Below are 18,294 nucleotides of genomic sequence, written 5' to 3' on the forward strand. Positions count from 1 at the left end.
TCCTCACTGGGTGGGCTGCTGGGGCATGGTGTTCTGCAGGTTGTCCCGCGGGGTGGTGCCGGTGGCGGTGACGCCCTGGTCGCAGAGCGCGTTCGGGCCCTCGATGGAGGCGTTCACCCGCAGGGTCTTGATGAAGTCGTCGATCCGGCCGTCGTCGGCGTTGTCGACCTTGAGCTGGTAGCCCCAGGCCTGGAGCGAGATCGGCTTGTCCAGCCCCTCGAACGGGCTGAGCATCGTCTTCTCCTTGCCCTGCACCTTGCTGCGGAGCTTCTCCACCTGGTCGGCGGGCAGGTCCGGGCGGTAGGTGATCCAGACCGTGCCGTGCTCCAGGCTGTGCACCGCGTGCTCGTTGGCGATCGGGGCGTCGTAGACGTCACCCATGCAGTTCTGCCACGCCTGGTTGTGCGGGCCGCCGACCGGCGGGAGGATGTCGTACTTGATCGCACCGGGCTGGTGGTTTCCGCCCTTGACCAGGTCCTTGTCCTTGGCGCGGTAGTCGACGATGCCGTCGATCGCCTCGGCCCGCTTCTGCCACGGCTGCCCGCCCTGGTAGACCGCCCAGGCACCGACACCGATGATGCCCACGGCCAGTACGCCGACCGCGACGAAGAGGGCGATCGGGCCCCACGAGCGGCCCTGGCTCACCTTCACCGGGGCGATCGGCTTGCGGCCCTTGCCCCCGGCGCCCGGCCGTGGCGTGCCCTTGCCGCCCCCGGCCTTGCCCGAGCCGGCCTTCGCGGCGGGCTTGTCGGCAGCCGCGGGCCGGCCGGCGGCCGGCTTCTTGCCGGTGCTGACCACGGTCGGACGGCGCTCCGGGCCGCCCGGGGTGCTGATGCTCATCGTGCCTCGTCAGGTCGGTCGGTCAGGGGAGCGCGGGGCCGGTTCACATGCTGGGTCGCCTCCGCGGTGCCCGAGTCTACCCCCGATAACATGGTTCGGTGACTCCCGCAGAACTCGCCGAGGTCGTCCTCGCCGCAGCCCACGCCGTCTTCGACGAGCGGGGACTGGACCGCGCCGCGCTGCCCGCGCAGACCACCGTCGAGCGACCCCGTAATCCCGATCACGGTGACTACGCCTCGACGCTGGCGCTCCAGCTCAGCAAGAAGGTGGGCGTACCCCCGCGGGAGCTGGCGACCGCGCTGGCCGACGAACTGGCCAAGGCGCCGGGGATCAAGTCGGTGGAGATCGCCGGGCCCGGCTTCCTGAACATCCGCCTGGACGCGGCCGCCGCCGGTCAGCTCGCCAAGGTCATCGTCGAGGCCGGCTCGGCGTACGGGCGCAGCGACACGCTCGCCGGTCAGCGGATCAACCTGGAGTTCGTCTCGGCGAACCCGACCGGCCCGGTGCACATCGGCGGGGTCCGCTGGGCGGCCGTGGGCGACGCGCTCAGCCGCCTGCTCCGCGCCACCGGCGCCGACGTGGGCACGGAGTACTACTTCAACGACGCCGGCTCCCAGATCGACCGGTTCGCCCGCTCGCTGCTGGCCGCCGCCACCGGTGAGCCCGCGCCGGAGGACGGCTACGGCGGCGCGTACATCGCGGATATCGCCGCCGAGGTGGTCCGCCGCCGCCCGGACGTGCTCGACCTCGCCCCGGACGCCGCCCAGGAGGTGTTCCGGACCGAGGGCGTCCAGCTGATGTTCGCCGAGATCAAGTCCTCGCTGCGCGACTTCGGGGTGGAGTTCGACACCTACTTCAACGAGAAGGACCTGCACGACCGGGGCGCGCTGGACGCGGCGCTGGACCGGCTGCGGGAGCAGGGGCACGTCTTCGAGTCCGAGGGCGCGACCTGGCTGCGCACCACCGAGTTCGGCGACGACAAGGACCGGGTGCTGCGCAAGTCCAACGGCGAGTGGACGTACTTCGCCGCCGACTGCGCCTACTACCTGAACAAGCGGGAGCGCGGCTTCGACCGGGTCGTGATCATGCTGGGCGCCGACCACCACGGCTACGTCGGCCGGATGAAGGCGATGTCCGCGTGCTTCGGCGACGACCCGGCGCGCAACCTGGAGATCCTCATCGGCCAGCTGGTCAACCTGGTCCGCGACGGCGCTCCGGTGCGGATGAGCAAGCGGGCCGGCACCGTGGTCACGCTGGAGGACCTGGTCGACGCGATCGGCGTGGACGCCGCCCGGTACGCCCTGGCCCGCTACTCGGCCGACTCGCCCATCGACATCGACGTGGAGCTGTGGACCCGGGCCAAGAACGACAACCCGGTCTACTACGTGCAGTACGTCGCGGCCCGGACCGCCGGGGTGGCCCGCAACGCGGCCGAGATCGGGCTGACCCGTGGTGACGCCGCCGCGTTCCAGCCGGAGCTGCTCGGCCACGACAAGGAGAACGAGCTGCTCAAGGCGCTCGCGGAGTTCCCGGCCGTGGTGGCGACCGCGGCCGAGCTGCGCGAGCCGCACCGGGTGGCCCGCTACCTGGAGGAGAGCGTCGCGCAGGCGTACCACCGGTTCTACGACAACTGCCGGATCGCCCCGCAGGGCGACGAGGAGATCACCGACACCCACCGGGCCCGGCTCTGGCTCAACGACGCCACCCGGGTGGTCATCGCCAACGGCCTGCACCTGCTCGGGGTGTCCGCGCCGGAGCGGATGTGATGCCAGATGCGAGCGCATGAGGCAGGAGCGCTGCACGGTGAGATCGGCACCCGGGGGCCGGCCTGGCTGCGTACCCCGGTCGACGTCAACGCCCTGGTGCCGCGACTGTGGCCGCGCAACGTGGCGCGCGGTCCCTGCGGCGCGCTGACCGTCGCGGGCCTGGACGTCCGCGACCTGGCCGCGGAGTACGGCACCCCGGCGTACGTGCTCGACGAGGACGACCTGCGCGAGCGCTGCCGCGAGTTCCGGGCGGCCTTCCCGGACGCGGACGTCTACTACGCGGGCAAGGCGTTCCTGTGCCGCGCCGTGGTCCGGATGATCGCCGAGGAGGGCATGTTCCTCGACGTCTGCACCGGCGGCGAACTGGCCACCGCGCTGTCGGCCGGGATGCCGCCTGCGCGGATCGGCTTCCACGGCAACAACAAGTCGGTGGCGGAGCTGACCCGGGCGGTCGACGCCGGCGTGGGCCGGATCATCGTCGACTCGTTCACCGAGATCGACCGGCTCACCGAGCTGGCCCGCGAGCGCGGGGTACGCCCGAAGGTGCTGGTCCGGGTCACCGTCGGCGTGGAGGCGCACACCCACGAGTTCATCGCCACCGCGCACGAGGACCAGAAGTTCGGCTTCTCGCTCGCGGGCGGCGCCGCCGCGGCGGCCGCGTTCAAGATCCTCGACGAGGACGTGCTGGAGCTGCGCGGCCTGCACTCGCACATCGGCTCGCAGATCTTCGACGCCAGCGGCTTCGAGGTGTCCGCCCGCCGGGTGCTCGCCCTCCAGTCGCAGATCCGCGACGCCCGGGGCGTGGAGCTGCCCGAGCTGGACCTGGGCGGTGGCTTCGGCATCGCGTACACCACGCAGGACGACCCGGCGTCCCCCCACGACCTGGCGAAGCGCCTGCGCAAGATCGTCGACGGGGAGTGCGCGGCGGAGAACCTCGCCGTGCCGCACCTGTCCGTCGAGCCGGGCCGCGCGATCGTCGGTCCGGCCGTGTTCACGCTCTACGAGGCCGGAACCGTCAAAGACGTCGACGGACTGCGGACCTACGTGAGTGTGGACGGGGGGATGAGCGACAACATCCGTACCGCGCTCTACGACGCCTCGTACTCGGCCACGCTGGCGAACCGCACGTCGGCCGCACCGCCGATGCTCGCCCGCGTGGTGGGAAAGCACTGTGAGTCCGGGGACATCGTGGTGAAGGATGAATTCCTGCCCGCTGACGTGCAGCCCGGAGATCTTGTCGCGGTGCCCGGCACCGGGGCCTACTGCCGGAGCATGGCGAGCAACTACAACCATGTCCCGCGGCCCCCGGTCGTCGCCGTCCGTGAAGGTCGGGCGCGGCTGATCGTCCGCCGGGAGACCGAAGACGACCTGCTGGCATTGGATGTGGGATGACCTCACCGGTTCGCTTGGCGCTGCTCGGCTGCGGCACTGTCGGCAGCGACGTGGTCCGACTGCTGAACGAGCAGTCGGAAGACCTCGCCGCCCGGATCGGCGCCCCGCTGGAGATCGCCGGGATCGCCGTACGCCGGATCGGCCGTGACCGTGGTGACCTGCCGGTCGACCCGGCGCTGTTCACCACCGACGCGCTCGGGCTGATCAAGCGCGACGACGTGGACGTGGTGGTCGAGGTGGTCGGCGGCATCGAGCCGGCCCGGGGCTGGCTGGTCGAGGCGCTGCGCGCGGGCAAGAGCGTGGTCACCGCCAACAAGGCGCTGCTCGCCGAGGACGGCGCCACCCTGCACGACGCCGCCGCCGAGGGCGGCGCCGACCTCTACTACGAGGCCAGCGTCGCCGGGGCCATCCCGCTGCTGCGCCCGCTGCGCGAGTCGCTGCACGGCGACCGGATCACCCGGGTCACCGGCATCGTGAACGGCACCACGAACTTCATCCTCTCCGCCATGGACGCCACCGGCGCCGGGTTCGCCGAGGCGCTGGAGGAGGCCACCGAGCTGGGGTACGCCGAGGCCGACCCGACGGCCGACGTGGAGGGCTTCGACGCCGCCGCCAAGGCCGCCATCCTCGCTTCGCTGGCGTTCCACACCCGGGTGACCGCAGCCGACGTGCACCGCGAGGGCATCACCGAGGTGACCGCCGCCGACGTGGCCAGCGCCAAGGCCATGGGCTGCACGATCAAGCTGCTCTGCATCGCGGCCCGGGGCGTCGACGCGGAGGGCCGGGAGACCGTCAACGTCCGGGTGCACCCGGCGATGATCCCGCTGACGCACCCGCTCGCGAGCGTCGGCGACGCGTTCAACGCGGTCTTCGTCGAGGCCGACGCCGCCGGGCAGCTCATGTTCTACGGCCGGGGCGCCGGTGGCGCGCCCACCGCCAGCGCGGTGCTCGGCGACGTGGTGGCGGTGGCCCGCAACCGCCTCGCCGGGGTGCACGCGGCGAGCGAGTCGGCGTACGCGGACCTGCCGGTGCGGCCGATGGGCGAGGCGCTCACCCGCTACCACATCAGCCTCGACGTGGCCGACCGGCCGGGCGTGCTGGCCGGGGTGGCAGGCGTCTTCGCCCGGCACGAGGTGTCCATCGCCACCGTCCGGCAGGGACCGGCCGGCGGGGACGCCGAACTGGTCATCGTCACCCACGTCGCGCCCGATGCCGCGCTCGCGGCCACCGTCGGCGAGCTGCGCGGACTCGACATCGTCCGTTCGGTGACGAGTGTGCTGCGGGTGGAGGGTGGCGCGTAACCCGCGCGTCCCGCCTGATGGTTAGGGCAGGGTGTGCCGGTGGCCGGCCGGGCGGGCTGGTCCACGCTGGTGACGGACCCCGGAGCGGGGCGACGGAGGCGAGGAGCACGACATGTGGCGGGGACTGATCGAGGCGTACCGGGATCGGCTGCCGGTCACCGGGGCGACTCCCGTCGTCACCCTGCACGAGGGCGACACGCCGCTGCTGCCGGCGCCGGTGCTCTCCGCCCGGGTCGGCGCGGACGTGTGGCTCAAGGTCGAGGGTGCCAACCCGACCGGCTCGTTCAAGGACCGCGGCATGACGGTCGCGGTCTCCAAGGCCGTCGAGGCCGGTGACAAGGTGATCATCTGCGCCTCCACCGGCAACACCAGCGCGTCCGCCGCCGCGTACGCGGCCCGCGCCGGGATCACCTGCGCGGTGCTGGTGCCGCAGGGCAAGATCGCGCTGGGCAAGCTGGCGCAGGCGCTCGTGCACGGCGCGAAGCTGCTCCAGGTGCAGGGCAACTTCGACGACTGCCTCGGGCTCGCCGGCAAGCTCGCCCAGGACTACCCGGTCGCGCTGGTCAACTCCGTCAACATCGACCGGCTGCACGGCCAGAAGACCGCCGCCTTCGAGATCGTCGAGGCGCTCGGCGACGCGCCCGACATCCACTGCCTGCCGGTCGGCAACGCCGGCAACATCACCGCGTACTGGATGGGCTACTCCGAGGACCTGCGCGACGGCAACGCCACGAAGGCCCCCCGGATGTACGGCTTCCAGGCGGCCGGCGCCGCTCCGATCGTCACCGGGCAGGTGGTGCCGGAGCCGTCGACGATCGCCACCGCCATCCGGATCGGCAACCCGGCGAGCTGGACGAAGGCCATCGACGCGCGGGACGCCTCCGACGGCCTGATCTCGGCGGTCAGCGACCGGGAGATCCTGTCGGCGTACCGGCTGCTGGCCCGTGAGGTGGGCGTCTTCGTCGAGCTGGGCAGCGCGGCCAGCGTCGCCGGTCTGCTCCAGCAGTCCGCCGCCGGCCGGGTGCCGGCCGGGTCGCGCGTGGTCTGCACCGTCACCGGGCACGGCCTCAAGGACCCGGAGTGGGCCATCTCCACCGCGCCGGCGCCGGTGACCATCGCCAACGACGCGCTGGCCGCCGCCCGTTCCCTCGACCTCGTCTGAGGTTCCCGCCTCATCGGCGGTGTCATCGGCTGGGGCGGATGCCGGGAGTGCCGGGGCGTGCGGCAGACTCAGACACCCCCCGCAGACACCTCTCCAGGAGTGAGTAACGCCGATGTCGCTGCTCGCCAGATTCAGCCTCGTCAACCGGGGGCTGATCGCCCTCGTCGCGTTGGTGACCACGGCCTTCGGCCTGTTCGCCGTGCCGTCGCTGAAGCAGCAGCTCCTGCCGTCGCTGGAGTTCCCCGCCGCGTTCATCGTGGCGACGTACCCGGGCGCCGCGCCGGAGATCGTGGAATCGCAGGTCGCCGAGCCGATCGAGAACAGCCTCAAGGGCATCCCGGGCCTGGACGAGGTCACCTCGACCTCGCGCGAGGGCTCGGCGACGGTCCAGGTGCAGTACGAGTTCGGCACCGACCTGGACGACGTGGTCAACAAGATGGAGACCGCGCTCAACCGGATCGACTCCCAGCTCCCCGAGGGCGTCGACCCGCAGGTGATCGCCGGTAGCACCGACGACCTGCCCGCCGTGGTCGTCGCCGCGACCGGTGACGGTGACGAGCGGGCGCTGGCGGAGAAGCTGCGCAGCGCCGTCGTACCGGAGCTGGAGGCGCTGGACGGGGTCCGCTCGGTGGACGTCACCGGCGCCCGGAACCAGGTCGTGACGATCACGCCGGACCCGGTGAAGCTGGCCGCCGCCAAGGTGGCGCCGGCCGCCGTCGCGTCGGCGCTCAAGAGCAACGGCGTGGCCGTGCCGGCGGGCGCGCTCGCCGACGGCGACCGGTCGCTGCCGGTGCAGGTGGGCACGCCGATCCGTACGATCGACGACCTGCGCGGCATCGTGCTGACCACCGCCCCCGCCGCCCCGGTACGCCTCGGCGACGTGGCCGCCGTGGAGCAGCAGCTCGCCCCGGCCACCTCGTTCACCCGGACCAACGGCAAGCCCAGCCTCGGCATCGCGGTGACCGCCGCTCCGGACGGCAACGCAGTGGACATCTCGCACGAGATCCGGGACCGGCTGGACGAGCTGTCGGCCGCCTCCGGCGCCGAGCTGACCGTGGTCTTCGACCAGGCCCCGTTCGTCGAGAAGTCCATCGAGAGCCTGACCACCGAGGGCCTGCTGGGCCTGGTCATGGCGGTCGTGGTGATCCTGGTCTTCCTGCTGTCGGTGCGCTCCACGGTGGTCACCGCGGTGTCCATCCCGCTGTCCGTGCTCGTCGCGCTGATCGTGCTCTGGTCCGGCGACTACTCGCTGAACCTGCTCACCCTCGGCGCGCTGACCATCGCCGTCGGGCGGGTGGTGGACGACTCCATCGTGGTGCTGGAGAACATCAAACGCCATCTGGAGTACGGCGAACCGAAGCGCGACGCGATCCTCACCGCGGTCCGCGAGGTGGCCGGCGCGGTGACCGCGTCCACGCTCACCACCGTCGCCGTGTTCGCGCCGATCGCCCTGGTGGGCGGCTTCGTCGGGCAGCTGTTCGCCCCGTTCGCGATCACCGTGACGGTGGCGCTGCTCGCGTCGCTGCTGGTGTCGCTGACCGTCATCCCGGTGCTGGCCTACTGGTTCCTCCGGCCGCGCGGCGGCGCCGACGACGCCGCCGCCCGGCGCGCCGCCGAGGAGAAGGAGCTGCGCAACCCGCTGCAGCGGACGTACCTGCCGGTGATCGACTTCGCCACCCGCTCCCGGAAGACCCGCTGGGCCACCGTCGGCCTCGGCCTGCTGGTGCTCCTGGGCACGTTCGGCCTGGCGCAGAAGCTGGAGACCAACTTCCTGGACGACTCCGGCCAGGACACGCTCGCCATCCGGCAGGAGATGCCGGCCGGCACCTCGCTCGCCGGCACCGACCGGGCCGCCGCGCGGGTCGAGGAGGTGCTGCGGCGTACCCCTGGGGTGGAGACCTACCAGGTCAGCGCCGGTGGTGGGGACAACCCGTTCGCCGGCGGCGGCGGCAGCGACCGGGCCACCTGGTCGCTGTCGCTCTCCGACGACACCGACGCCGCGACGGTACGGCAGGGCCTGCGCAAGGAGTTCGACGCGCTCGGCCCGGCGGTGGGCGAGCTGACGTTCGGCGGCGGGCAGGACGCGTCCGCCAACCAGATCGAGGTGGTCGTGCAGGCCGCCGACCAGGAGACGCTGACCCGGGCGGCCGATGCGGTACGGGGCGCGATGGCCGGCACGCCGGGCGTGGAGGACGTCACCAGCAGCCTGGCCACCCAGGTGCCGCGCGTCGAGGTGACGGTGGACCGGGTGGCCGCGGCCCGCGCGGGTCTCACCGAGGCGGCCGTCGGTCAGCTCGTCGCGCAGACGTACCGGGGAGCGCCGATCGGGCAGGTGACGCTCGACGGTACGGCGCAGAACGTGGTGCTGAGCAGCGGCGCCCGGCCGCCGCTGACCGTCGAGGAGCTGCGGGCGCTGCGGGTCGGCGCGGTGGCGCTGGACGCGATCGCGGACGTCGAGCAGGTCGACGGCCCGCAGCAGGTGACCCGGATCGACGGGGAGCGCAGCGTCTCGGTCACCGGCACGGCGACCGGCTCGAACCTCGGCGCCACCACCCAGGAGCTGCAGAAGCGGCTGGACGCGCTGGACGTGCCGGGCGCCACGTACGTGATCGGCGGCGTCAGCGCCGACCAGGCCGACGCGTTCGCGGACCTCGGACTCGCGGTGCTGGCCGCCATCGCGATCGTCTTCCTGATCATGGTGGCTACGTTCCGCAGCCTGACCCAGGCGCTGATCCTGCTGATCTCGGTGCCGTTCGCCGCGACCGGCGCGATCGGGCTGCTGCTGGTCACCGGTACGCCGCTGGGCGTGCCGGCGCTGATCGGTGTGCTCATGCTCGTCGGCATCGTGGTGACGAACGCGATCGTGCTGCTGGATCTGATCAACCAGTACCGGGCCCAGGGCATGGACGTGACCGAGGCCGTGGTCGAGGGCGGCCGGCGGCGGCTCCGGCCGATCCTGATGACCGCCGTCGCCACCATCTTCGCGCTGCTGCCGATGGCGCTCGGCCTGACCGGTGAGGGCGGCTTCATCTCCAAGCCGCTCGCGATCGTGGTGATCGGTGGCCTGCTCAGCTCGACGCTGCTGACGCTGGTGCTGGTGCCGACGCTCTACACCATGGTCGAGCACACCAAGGGCTCGTTCCGGAACCGGCGTCGGGGCGGCGCTCCCGAGCCGGTCGAGCCGCAGCCGGAGCCGGACCGGGTGCCGGTGGCGGTCGGCGGCCGGGAGCAGGCGGAGGAACGGGCCGAGGTCGCGCCGCCGCCGGCCCGCCCGTCGGGCGCGCTGGTCGACGGCACCGACCAGTTCGAGGTGCTCCGCCTGCCCAAGAGCCGCCAGTCGCCGCTTCCGCCCACCGAGTGACCGGCCGGGAGGGGCCCGTGCGGGCCCCTCCCGGCACGATCGGCGGGCTGCGGGCCCCGGGATACACCTACGTCACGGCCTCCGGCCTGCTGCGTCGCGCCGCCGCGACCGGGGCGGCCCGATAGGGTGCCCGCGTGTCACCCGCCCTCTCGGTCCTCGTCCGCAACCGCGACTTCCGCCATCTGTTCCTCGCCGAGCTGGTGGTCTTCGGCGCGGACTGGTTCGTCATGGTGCCGCTGCTGGTGCTGCTGCCCGAACTGACCGGCAGCGGCGTCTGGGGTGCGCTGGTGCTGGCGGTGGACACCGGCACTACCGCGTTGCTGCTCCCGTACGCCGGGACCGTCGCCGACCGGTTCGACCGCCGCAAGGTGATGATGGTGGCGAACGTGGGCGCGCTGGCCGGTGTGCTGCTGCTGCTCGGCGTGCGCAGCGCCGGTACGGCCTGGCTGGCGCTGGCGGCGATCGCGCTGGTGGCGGTGGCGAAGGCGTTCTACTCGCCCGCCGCCCAGGCCGCGCTGCCGAACGTGGTCGACCCGGAGGACCTGGCGGCCGGCAACGCGGTCGCCGGTTCGGCCTGGGGCACGATGACAGTGGTCGGCGCCTCGCTCGGCGGCATCCTGAGCGCCGTCGCCGGCCCGTACGCCAGCTTCTGGGTGGCCGCTGCCGGCCTGGCCGCCGCCGTGGGCCTGGCGGCGCTGATCCGCCGGCCGTTGCAGGCGCCGCGCGACCCGGCGGCGACGGTGCCGCGCACCTGGGCGGCGATCCGCGAGGCGTTGCGCTACATCGCCCATCGGCCGCGCGTGCTGGCGCTGGTGACGGTCAAGTCCGCGGTCGGCCTGGGCAACGGCGTGCTCACCGTCTTCCCGCTGCTCGCCGGGGTGTACGGCGTCGGCGCGGTCGGCGCCGGACTGCTCTTCGCGGCCCGCGGCGCCGGGGCCCTGGTCGGCCCGATCATGATGCGCCGGGTGCTGAGCAACCGGGCCTGGCTGCTCACCGGGCTGGCGCTGTCCATGTCGATGTACGGCCTGGCCTACCTGGGCGCCTCGGTGGTGACCTGGTTCCCGCTGGTGCTGGTCCTGGTGTTCCTGGCCCACCTGGGCGGCGGCAGCAACTGGGTGCTGTCCAACTACGCGTTGCAGGGCGAGGTGCCGGACCGGCTCCGCGGCCGGGTGTTCGCCACCGACATGATGCTGGCGACGCTCGCCATCGCGGTGAGCCAGCTGGTGGTCGCGCTCGTGGTGGACCGGGTGGACGAGCGCACCGTGCTGGCCGGCTGTGGCCTGGTCACTGTGGTGTACGCGATCGGCTGGCGGTTCGCCACCCGGCGGCTCTCGCTCACCGACCCGGGTGACGCGCCGTCCCCCGGGCGCGCCGCCTGACACGCCGGTCCCACGCTCCGGGCGGTCCGGCCGGGCTGTCGGGGTGACGTCCTAGCATGAGCCGGTGCCGACCACATTCACCCCCGGCCCGGTGCGGGTCCGGGTGCCCGCGACCAGCGCCAACCTGGGCCCCGGCTTCGACGCGCTCGGGCTGGCCCTCGGCCGCCACGACGACGTCACGGCCGAGGTGACCGACGGCGGCGTACGGGTTTCGGTCACCGGCGAGGGCGCGGGCGAGCTGCCGCCGGACGAGCGGCACCTGATCGTCACCGCCATGCGGGCCGCCTTCGACGTGCTCGGCGCGCAGCCGGCCGGCCTGGCGCTGGAGTGCGTCAACCGCATCCCGCAGGCCCGGGGGCTCGGCTCGTCGTCGGCGGCGATCGTGGCCGGGGTGCTGGCGGCCCGCGCGCTGGTGGCCGACGGCGACCGGCGGATGGACGACGACGCCGCGCTGCGGCTGGCGGCCGAGCTGGAGGGGCACCCGGACAACGTCGCGCCCTGCCTGCTCGGCGGCTTCACGATCGCCTGGACGGAACCGGGCGGCGCGCGGGCGGTCTCGTTGCCGGTGGCGCCGGCGGTGTGCCCGACCGTCTTCGTGCCCGCCGAGCGCGGCCTGACCTCGGTGGCCCGGGCGGCGTTGCCGGCCACCGTGCCGCACGCCGACGCGGCGTTCAACGCGGGCCGGGCGGCCCTGCTGGTGCACGCGCTGACGGCCGATCCCGCGCTGCTGCTGCCCGCCACCGTCGACCGGCTGCACCAGGACCAGCGGGCGCCGGGGATGCCCGCCACGGCGGCGCTCGTCGCCGCGCTGCGTGCGGCGGATGTGGCGGCTGTGGTCAGTGGGGCGGGTCCGACGGTGCTGGCGCTCACCGAGGTTCCGGCGGGATTCCAGGCGGGAACAGATTGGCGCCGGTGGGAGTTGCCGATAGATGTCAGCGGTGCCCGGGTCATCCGGGGTAGACTTTGACACGCCGAGCGGGGCCCTGTTGCCGCAGGTCGGACAAGGCGATTACGCTCTAGACCTAGCACAGCCGCGAAGCATGCGATCTTCCTGCGGTTCGGCGCACCCCCGAAGCTCTCGGCGGTAGCCCGTCACCCCTGCTCAAGGCCCACGCCGCACCGCAGTTTCCACAGGTCGCCGCAGACGGCGAGACCTGCTCACCGATGGTGGTGAGTCGGGAAACCACCGGCTGCTGTGTCACAGACTCCCGCGACGCGTCCATGCGAGGCGGGTGCACCGAGGCCGCCCGGCCACCTGGTTCCACGACTCCGGGCAGCCCCGGCCTATCGAGGGAAGGAATCCATTGAGCGACACCACCGACGTGACGTCGGATGTTTCCAACGTCGCTGGCGATGCCACCACCACCGCCGCCCCCACGCGCCGCCGGCGGAGCGGCACCGGTCTGTCGGCGATGCTGCTGCCGGAGCTCCAGAGCCTGGCCGCGTCGCTCGGCATCTCTGGTACCGCTCGCATGCGCAAGGGCGAGCTGATCAGTGCCATCACCGAGCGGCAGCAGGGCGGCGCCGCGGCCGGAACCCCTCGACCGCGAGCCGAGGTGGCGGCTGCGTCCGCTCCCGCCCGTGAGGAGGTGCACGCGGAGGTCCGTGAGGAGCGGGCCGAGGCACGCCCCGCCGGGCAGGCGCCGGCCGCCGAGGTGACCGAGGGTCGTACCCGTGGTCGCCGCAGCCGGGCCGCCGCCGCGACCACCGAGGCGCGACCGGCCGAGACGCCGGCGGCCGAGGCGCGGCCGGCCGAGACGACGCGCGCCGAGGAGGCGCCCGCCGAGACCGGCGAGCGGGCCGAGCGTGGCGGCGAGCGGGCCGAGCGCGGTGAGCGCAACGAGGGCCGGGGCCGTGAGCGCGGCGAGCGTGGCGGCGAGCGGGCCGACCGTGGCGAGCGCGGCGGCGAGCGGGCCGAGCGCAACGACCGTGGTGACCGGGCCGAGCGTGGCGACCGGGCCGAGCGTGGCGACCGCAACGAGCGGTCCGACCGGGGCGAGCGCACCGAGCGCGGTGACCGCAACGAGCGCGGTGACCGGGGCGGCGACCGCAACGACCGGGGTGACCGCAACGACCGTGGTCAGCGCGCCGAGCGGGACAACGACGGCGACGACGACGAGGGCGGCGGCCGGCGGGGCCGGCGCAGCCGGTTCCGGGACCGTCGTCGCGGCCGCGGCGAGCGGGGCGAGGGCGACAGCGGTGGCGGCCGCGAGCCGCAGGTCGGCGAGGACGACGTGCTCGTCCCGGTCGCCGGCATCATCGACGTCCTCGACAACTACGCCTTCGTCCGGACCACCGGCTACCTGGCCGGCCCGAACGACGTGTACGTCTCGATGTCCCAGATCAAGAAGTACGGCCTGCGCCGCGGTGACGCGATCACCGGCGCCGTGCGGGCCGCGCGGGACGGTGAGCAGCGGCGCGACAAGTACAACCCGCTGGTCCGGCTGGACACCATCAACGGGATGGAGCCGGACGAGGCGAAGCGCCGGCCGGAGTTCTACAAGCTCACCCCGCTCTACCCGCAGGAGCGCCTGCGGCTGGAGACCGAGCCGCACATCCTCACCACCCGGGTGATCGACCTGGTCATGCCGATCGGCAAGGGCCAGCGGGCGCTCATCGTGTCGCCGCCGAAGGCCGGTAAGACGATGGTGCTGCAGGCGATCGCGAACGCGATCACCCGCAACAACCCGGAGTGCCACCTGATGGTGGTGCTGGTGGACGAGCGGCCGGAAGAGGTCACCGACATGCAGCGGTCGGTGAAGGGCGAGGTCATCGCGGCCACGTTCGACCGTCCGCCGCAGGACCACACCACCGTCGCGGAGCTGGCGATCGAGCGGGCGAAGCGCCTGGTCGAGCTGGGGCACGACGTGGTCGTGCTGCTCGACTCGGTGACCCGCCTCGGGCGGTCGTACAACCTGGCGGCGCCGGCCAGCGGCCGGATCATGTCGGGTGGTATCGACTCCACCGCGCTCTACCCGCCCAAGCGCTTCCTCGGCGCGGCGCGCAACATCGAGAACGGCGGTTCGCTGACCATTCTCGCCACCGCGCTGGTGGAGACCGGGTCCATGGCGGACACGGTCATCTTCGAGGAGTTCAAGGGCACGGGTAACGCCGAGCTGAAGCTGGACCGGAAGATCGCCGACAAGCGGGTCTTCCCGGCGATCGACATCAACCCCTCCGGCACCCGCAAGGAGGAGGTCCTGCTCGCGCCGGAGGAGCTGGCGATCATCCACAAGCTCCGCAAGGTGCTGCACTCGCTGGACTCGCAGGCGGCACTCGACCTCCTGCTGGACCGGCTCAAGCAGTCCCGCACCAACATCGAGTTCCTGATGCAGATCGCGAAGTCCACTCCGGGCGAGTGAGCTGACGGATCCGGCGAACGAGGGGCACGGCCGCTACGGCCGTGCCCCTCGTCGCGTACCGGGCGGCCGACCGTGAAGTTTTTCTACGGTTAAGCCGAGAGGTATTGAAACTTCTGTTCACCGTCGGGTTGACTGTCGTCCATGCGAACCCGCAGTCGACCCGCCCACCTCGCCGGCGTCCTGCTGCTGACGCCGTTGCTGACCATCACCGCGCCGGCGCCGTCCGCCGCCACCGCCGCACCGTCGGCTGTCGCGCCGTCGGCCGCCACCGCCACCGCCACCGCCGCCGAGGACGCGCCACGCGCCTCGTCCCGTCCCGACTCCGCCGTCGCGCTCGCCGGTGTGGAGCCGGCCGGCGGCCTGGAGACCGCCAAGACCACCCGGCCGGTCGCGCCCGGCCTCGACCTGACCTCCTTCGACAGGTACGACGCGGCCGGCTGGCTGCGCGCCGACGCCCTCACCGCCGATTTGGCCGGCGGGCTGACCGTGGACTACGTGAACTCCGGCGAGGTCACCAAGGACGAGCCGCTGCGCGCCGCGGTGGACCGGTCCCGGGCCGTCGCGGCGGTGAACGGCGACTTCTTCGACATCAACAACTCCGGAGCCGCCCAGGGCGTCGGCGTCCGCTCCGGCGAACTGGTGCAGTCGGCCGTCGCTGGGCACCCCAACGCCGTCGGGATCAGTGCCCAGGGCATCGGCCGGGTGGTCCAGGTCGGCTTCGAGGGCAACGCGACGCTGCCCGCCGGGCCGGTGCCGCTCACCCAGTTCAACAACATGGTGCAGCGCGACGGCGTGGGCGTGTTCACGCCGCTCTGGGGCTCGTACACCCGCAAGCGGGCGGTGGAGGGCGCGGCCCGCACGGTCGAGGTGACGGTGACCGGCGGCCGCGTGGCGAGCGTGGCCACCACGGCGGGCGAGGGGCCGATCCCGGCCGGCAGCACCGTGCTGCTCGGCCGGGAGGCCGGCGCCGACGCGCTCGCCGCGCTGCGTCCCGGCGACGCGGTGGACCTGACCTGGCGGCCGCGGGCCTCCGACGGCGGCGACCTGCGCGCCGCGGTGGGCGGCGGCAACGTGCTCGTCCGCGACGGCGTCGTGCAGGCCATCGCCGACCAGTCGCTTGCCCCGCGGACGGCTGTCGGCTTCTCCGCCGACGGCCGCAAGATGATCATGCTGACGGTGGACGGCCGGCAGGTGGACAGCCGGGGCGTCACCCAGACCGAGATGGGCCGCATGATGGCCGAGCTGGGCGCCGCGAACGCGCTCAACCTCGACGGCGGCGGCTCCTCCACGCTGCTGGCCCGGGAGCCGGGCGCGGCCACGGTCCAGGTGGAGAACAGCCCGTCCGACGGCAGCGAGCGGCCGGTGCCCAACGGGCTCGCCGTCTACGCCCCGAAGGGCAGCGGCCGGCTCACCGGCTACTGGCTGGAGACCGCCAGCGACCCGACCGCCGCACCCGGCGTCGCGCCGGTGCGCGGCGGCCGGCCGGACCGGGTCTTCCCCGGCCTCACCCGCCGGCTCACCGCGGCCGGATACGACGAGACGTACGGCCCGGCCGCCGGCGAGCCGCGCTGGCACGCCACCCACGGCCGGGTGGACGGCGACGGCGTGTTCCGGGCCGCCGTCCCCGGCCGCAGCACGGTCACGGCCGCCCGCGGCCGGGCCCGGGGCACGATCGAGCTGACCGTGCTCGGTCCGCTGGCGCGCATCGACGGCACCGTCGACCGGGTCGGCCTGGACCGGGCCGGTGACAGCGGCCTGTTCGGCGTCGTCGGCTACGACGCCGAGGGCAACACCGCACCGATCGAGCCGGCCGACCTGACGCTGGAGTACGACAGCGACCTGCTCTCCGTCACCCCCACCGCCGACGGCAACCTGTCCGTCAAGGCGCTCGCCGCGACCGGCTCGGCGCTGGTCACCGCGCGGGTCGGCAACCGCAGCACGGTCCTGCCGGTGACGGTCGGGCTCACCGACGTGCCGGTGGCCGGATTCGACGACGCGGCGGCCTGGAAGTTCAGCCAGGCCCGCGCCTCCGGGTCGGTCGCCCCGGCCGAGGGGCACACCGGCGGCGGGCTGCGGATGTCGTACGACTTCAGCCAGTCCACCGGCACCCGGGCCGCGTACGCCGACCCGCCCGCCTGGATCGACGTCCCCGGCCAGCCGCAGGCGTTCGGTATGTGGATCAAGGCCAACGGCACCGGCGAGTGGCCCAGCCTGCACCTGCACGACGCGCAGGACACCCAGTTCGTGCTGCGCGGCCCGTACCTGGACTGGACCGGCTGGCGCTACGTCGAGTTCGCCGTACCGCCGGGCGTGCAGTACCCGGTGCGGGTGCGCCGGTTCTACGTGGCCGAGACCGACCCGGCCGAGCAGTACCGCAGCGAGGTGGTGATCGACGACCTGGTGGCCCGGGTACCGCCGGACGTGCAGGCGCCGCCGGAGCCGAACCGCACCGACCGGGTGGTGGTGCGCGACGGCACGGTGGACGGGGCGCCCTGGCGCTTCGCGGTGCTCTCCGACGCCCAGTTCGTCGCCGCGAACCCGGACAGCGACCTGGTCGCCCAGGCCCGCCGTACGCTGCGCGAGGTCCGCGCCGCCCGGCCGGACTTCCTGATCATCAACGGTGACTTCGTGGACACCGCCTACCCGGCGGACTTCGCCCTGGCCAAGCGCATCCTGGACGAGGAACTGGGCGGCGAGGTGCCCTACCACTACGTGCCGGGCAACCACGAGATCATGGGCGCACCGATCGACAACTTCCGCAGCGTCTTCGGGGACACCTCGCGCGTCTTCGACCACCGGGGCACCCGGTTGGTCACGCTCAGCACCGCCACCGGGTCGCTGCGCGGAGGCGGGTTCGACCAGGTGGAGCTGCTGCGCCGTACGCTCGATCAGGCCGCCGCCGACCGCTCGGTCGGTTCGGTGGCGGTGTTCTTCCACCACCCGCCGCGCGACCCGAGCCCGGCTGAGGCCAGCCAGCTCGGCGACCGCAAGGAGGCGGCACTGGTCGAGCAGTGGCTGGCCGACTTCCAGCACCGCACCGGCAAGGGCGCGCTGATGGTCAACGGCCACGTCGGCACGTTCCACGCCGACCGGGTGGACGGCGTGCCGTACGTGATCAACGGCAACTCGGGCAAGGATCCGTCCACCCCGGCGGCGCTCGGCGGGTTCACCGGCTGGACCGAGTTCGGCGTGGATCCGGTGACGCCGGGGGAGACCGAGCGGGCCCGCCGTGACCCGCTGGCGGAGGGGCCGCGGTGGGTGAGCGCGGAGATGCACGCCCACGTCGACCGGCTCGCAGTGACCGCGCCCGCCGAGGTGCGCCGGGGAGCGCCTGTGGACGTCACGGCCACGCTCACCCAGCCCAGCGGCCGGCAGGTGCCGGTGGCCGCGCCGGTCAGCGCCGACTGGTCCGGCTCGCCGAACCTGCACATCGGCGGCGCGACGGGCGTACGCCCCTGGCACGCCGCCCGCTTCGACCCGGCCACCGGCACGCTGACCGCCGTGCGCCCCGGCGCCCAGGTGCAGCTGACGCTGACGGTGAACGGCGTGAAGGCCGAGGCGCACGTGACCACGACCCGCTGACCCCCGCCCTCCGCCGGGGTGAGGGCGGCCTGGAGGGCGGGCCGGTGGGGGAGTGGGTGGGGTGGGGCTGGGAATGCTGACGGGTGGGCCGGCGTTGGGGGTGGCGGACCTCCTGTGCCGGGTGGAAGACGCCCGTGGCAGACTGGTCA

Annotated in this window: 10 protein-coding genes; 9 read left to right on the forward strand and 1 reads right to left on the reverse strand. The window is 73.4% G+C overall.

What is annotated here, in order from left to right:
• Nucleotides 1-3: 3 nt before the first annotated feature.
• Nucleotides 4-840 carry a DUF3105 domain-containing protein gene (locus ABIH81_RS13520; protein WP_349880566.1) on the reverse strand — a complete coding sequence of 279 codons (837 nt, stop codon included), beginning with the start codon at nucleotides 838-840 and terminating at the stop codon, nucleotides 4-6.
• A 98-nt stretch (nucleotides 841-938) separates the two neighbouring features.
• Between ABIH81_RS13520 and argS the strand changes: the two genes are divergently transcribed.
• The 9 genes from argS to ABIH81_RS13565 all read left to right on the forward strand — a co-directional run bounded on the left by argS (nucleotide 939) and on the right by ABIH81_RS13565 (nucleotide 18,145).
• Nucleotides 939-2,606, forward strand: a complete 1,668-nt coding sequence (argS, locus tag ABIH81_RS13525; protein WP_349880567.1) for an arginine--tRNA ligase — start codon at nucleotides 939-941, stop codon at nucleotides 2,604-2,606.
• Nucleotides 2,607-2,612: 6 nt separating this feature from the next.
• Nucleotides 2,613-3,998, forward strand: a complete 1,386-nt coding sequence (lysA, locus tag ABIH81_RS13530) for a diaminopimelate decarboxylase (protein WP_349880568.1) — start codon at nucleotides 2,613-2,615, stop codon at nucleotides 3,996-3,998.
• Nucleotides 3,995-5,299, forward strand: coding sequence for a homoserine dehydrogenase (locus ABIH81_RS13535; protein ID WP_349880569.1), 1,305 nt, complete (start codon nucleotides 3,995-3,997; stop codon nucleotides 5,297-5,299). Before lysA ends, ABIH81_RS13535 begins: the two co-directional genes overlap by 4 nt.
• 112 nt (nucleotides 5,300-5,411) lie before the next feature.
• Nucleotides 5,412-6,461, forward strand: coding sequence for a threonine synthase (gene thrC / locus ABIH81_RS13540; RefSeq protein ID WP_349880570.1), 1,050 nt, complete (start codon nucleotides 5,412-5,414; stop codon nucleotides 6,459-6,461).
• A gap of 112 nt (nucleotides 6,462-6,573) precedes the next feature.
• Entirely contained in the window at nucleotides 6,574-9,822 is a 3,249-nt protein-coding gene (locus ABIH81_RS13545; protein ID WP_349880571.1) for an efflux RND transporter permease subunit, read from the forward strand.
• 134 nt (nucleotides 9,823-9,956) lie between these two features.
• Nucleotides 9,957-11,201 carry an MFS transporter gene (locus ABIH81_RS13550; RefSeq protein ID WP_349880572.1) on the forward strand — a complete coding sequence of 415 codons (1,245 nt, stop codon included), beginning with the start codon at nucleotides 9,957-9,959 and terminating at the stop codon, nucleotides 11,199-11,201.
• Between the two features lie 64 nt (nucleotides 11,202-11,265).
• A complete protein-coding gene (gene thrB / locus ABIH81_RS13555) occupies nucleotides 11,266-12,168 on the forward strand; it encodes a homoserine kinase (RefSeq protein ID WP_349880573.1) in 903 nt (300 codons plus the stop codon).
• Between the two features lie 337 nt (nucleotides 12,169-12,505).
• On the forward strand, nucleotides 12,506-14,563 hold the full coding sequence (gene rho, locus ABIH81_RS13560) for a transcription termination factor Rho (protein WP_349880574.1): 2,058 nt from the start codon (nucleotides 12,506-12,508) through the stop codon (nucleotides 14,561-14,563).
• A 141-nt stretch (nucleotides 14,564-14,704) separates the two neighbouring features.
• Complete coding sequence (locus tag ABIH81_RS13565) at nucleotides 14,705-18,145, forward strand: phosphodiester glycosidase family protein (RefSeq protein WP_349880576.1); 3,441 nt, start codon at nucleotides 14,705-14,707, stop codon at nucleotides 18,143-18,145.
• Nucleotides 18,146-18,294: the final 149 nt, after the last annotated feature.

This window comes from Micromonospora sp. HUAS YX12, assembly GCF_040215685.1.
GTDB classification, from domain to species: domain Bacteria; phylum Actinomycetota; class Actinomycetes; order Mycobacteriales; family Micromonosporaceae; genus Micromonospora; species Micromonospora tulbaghiae.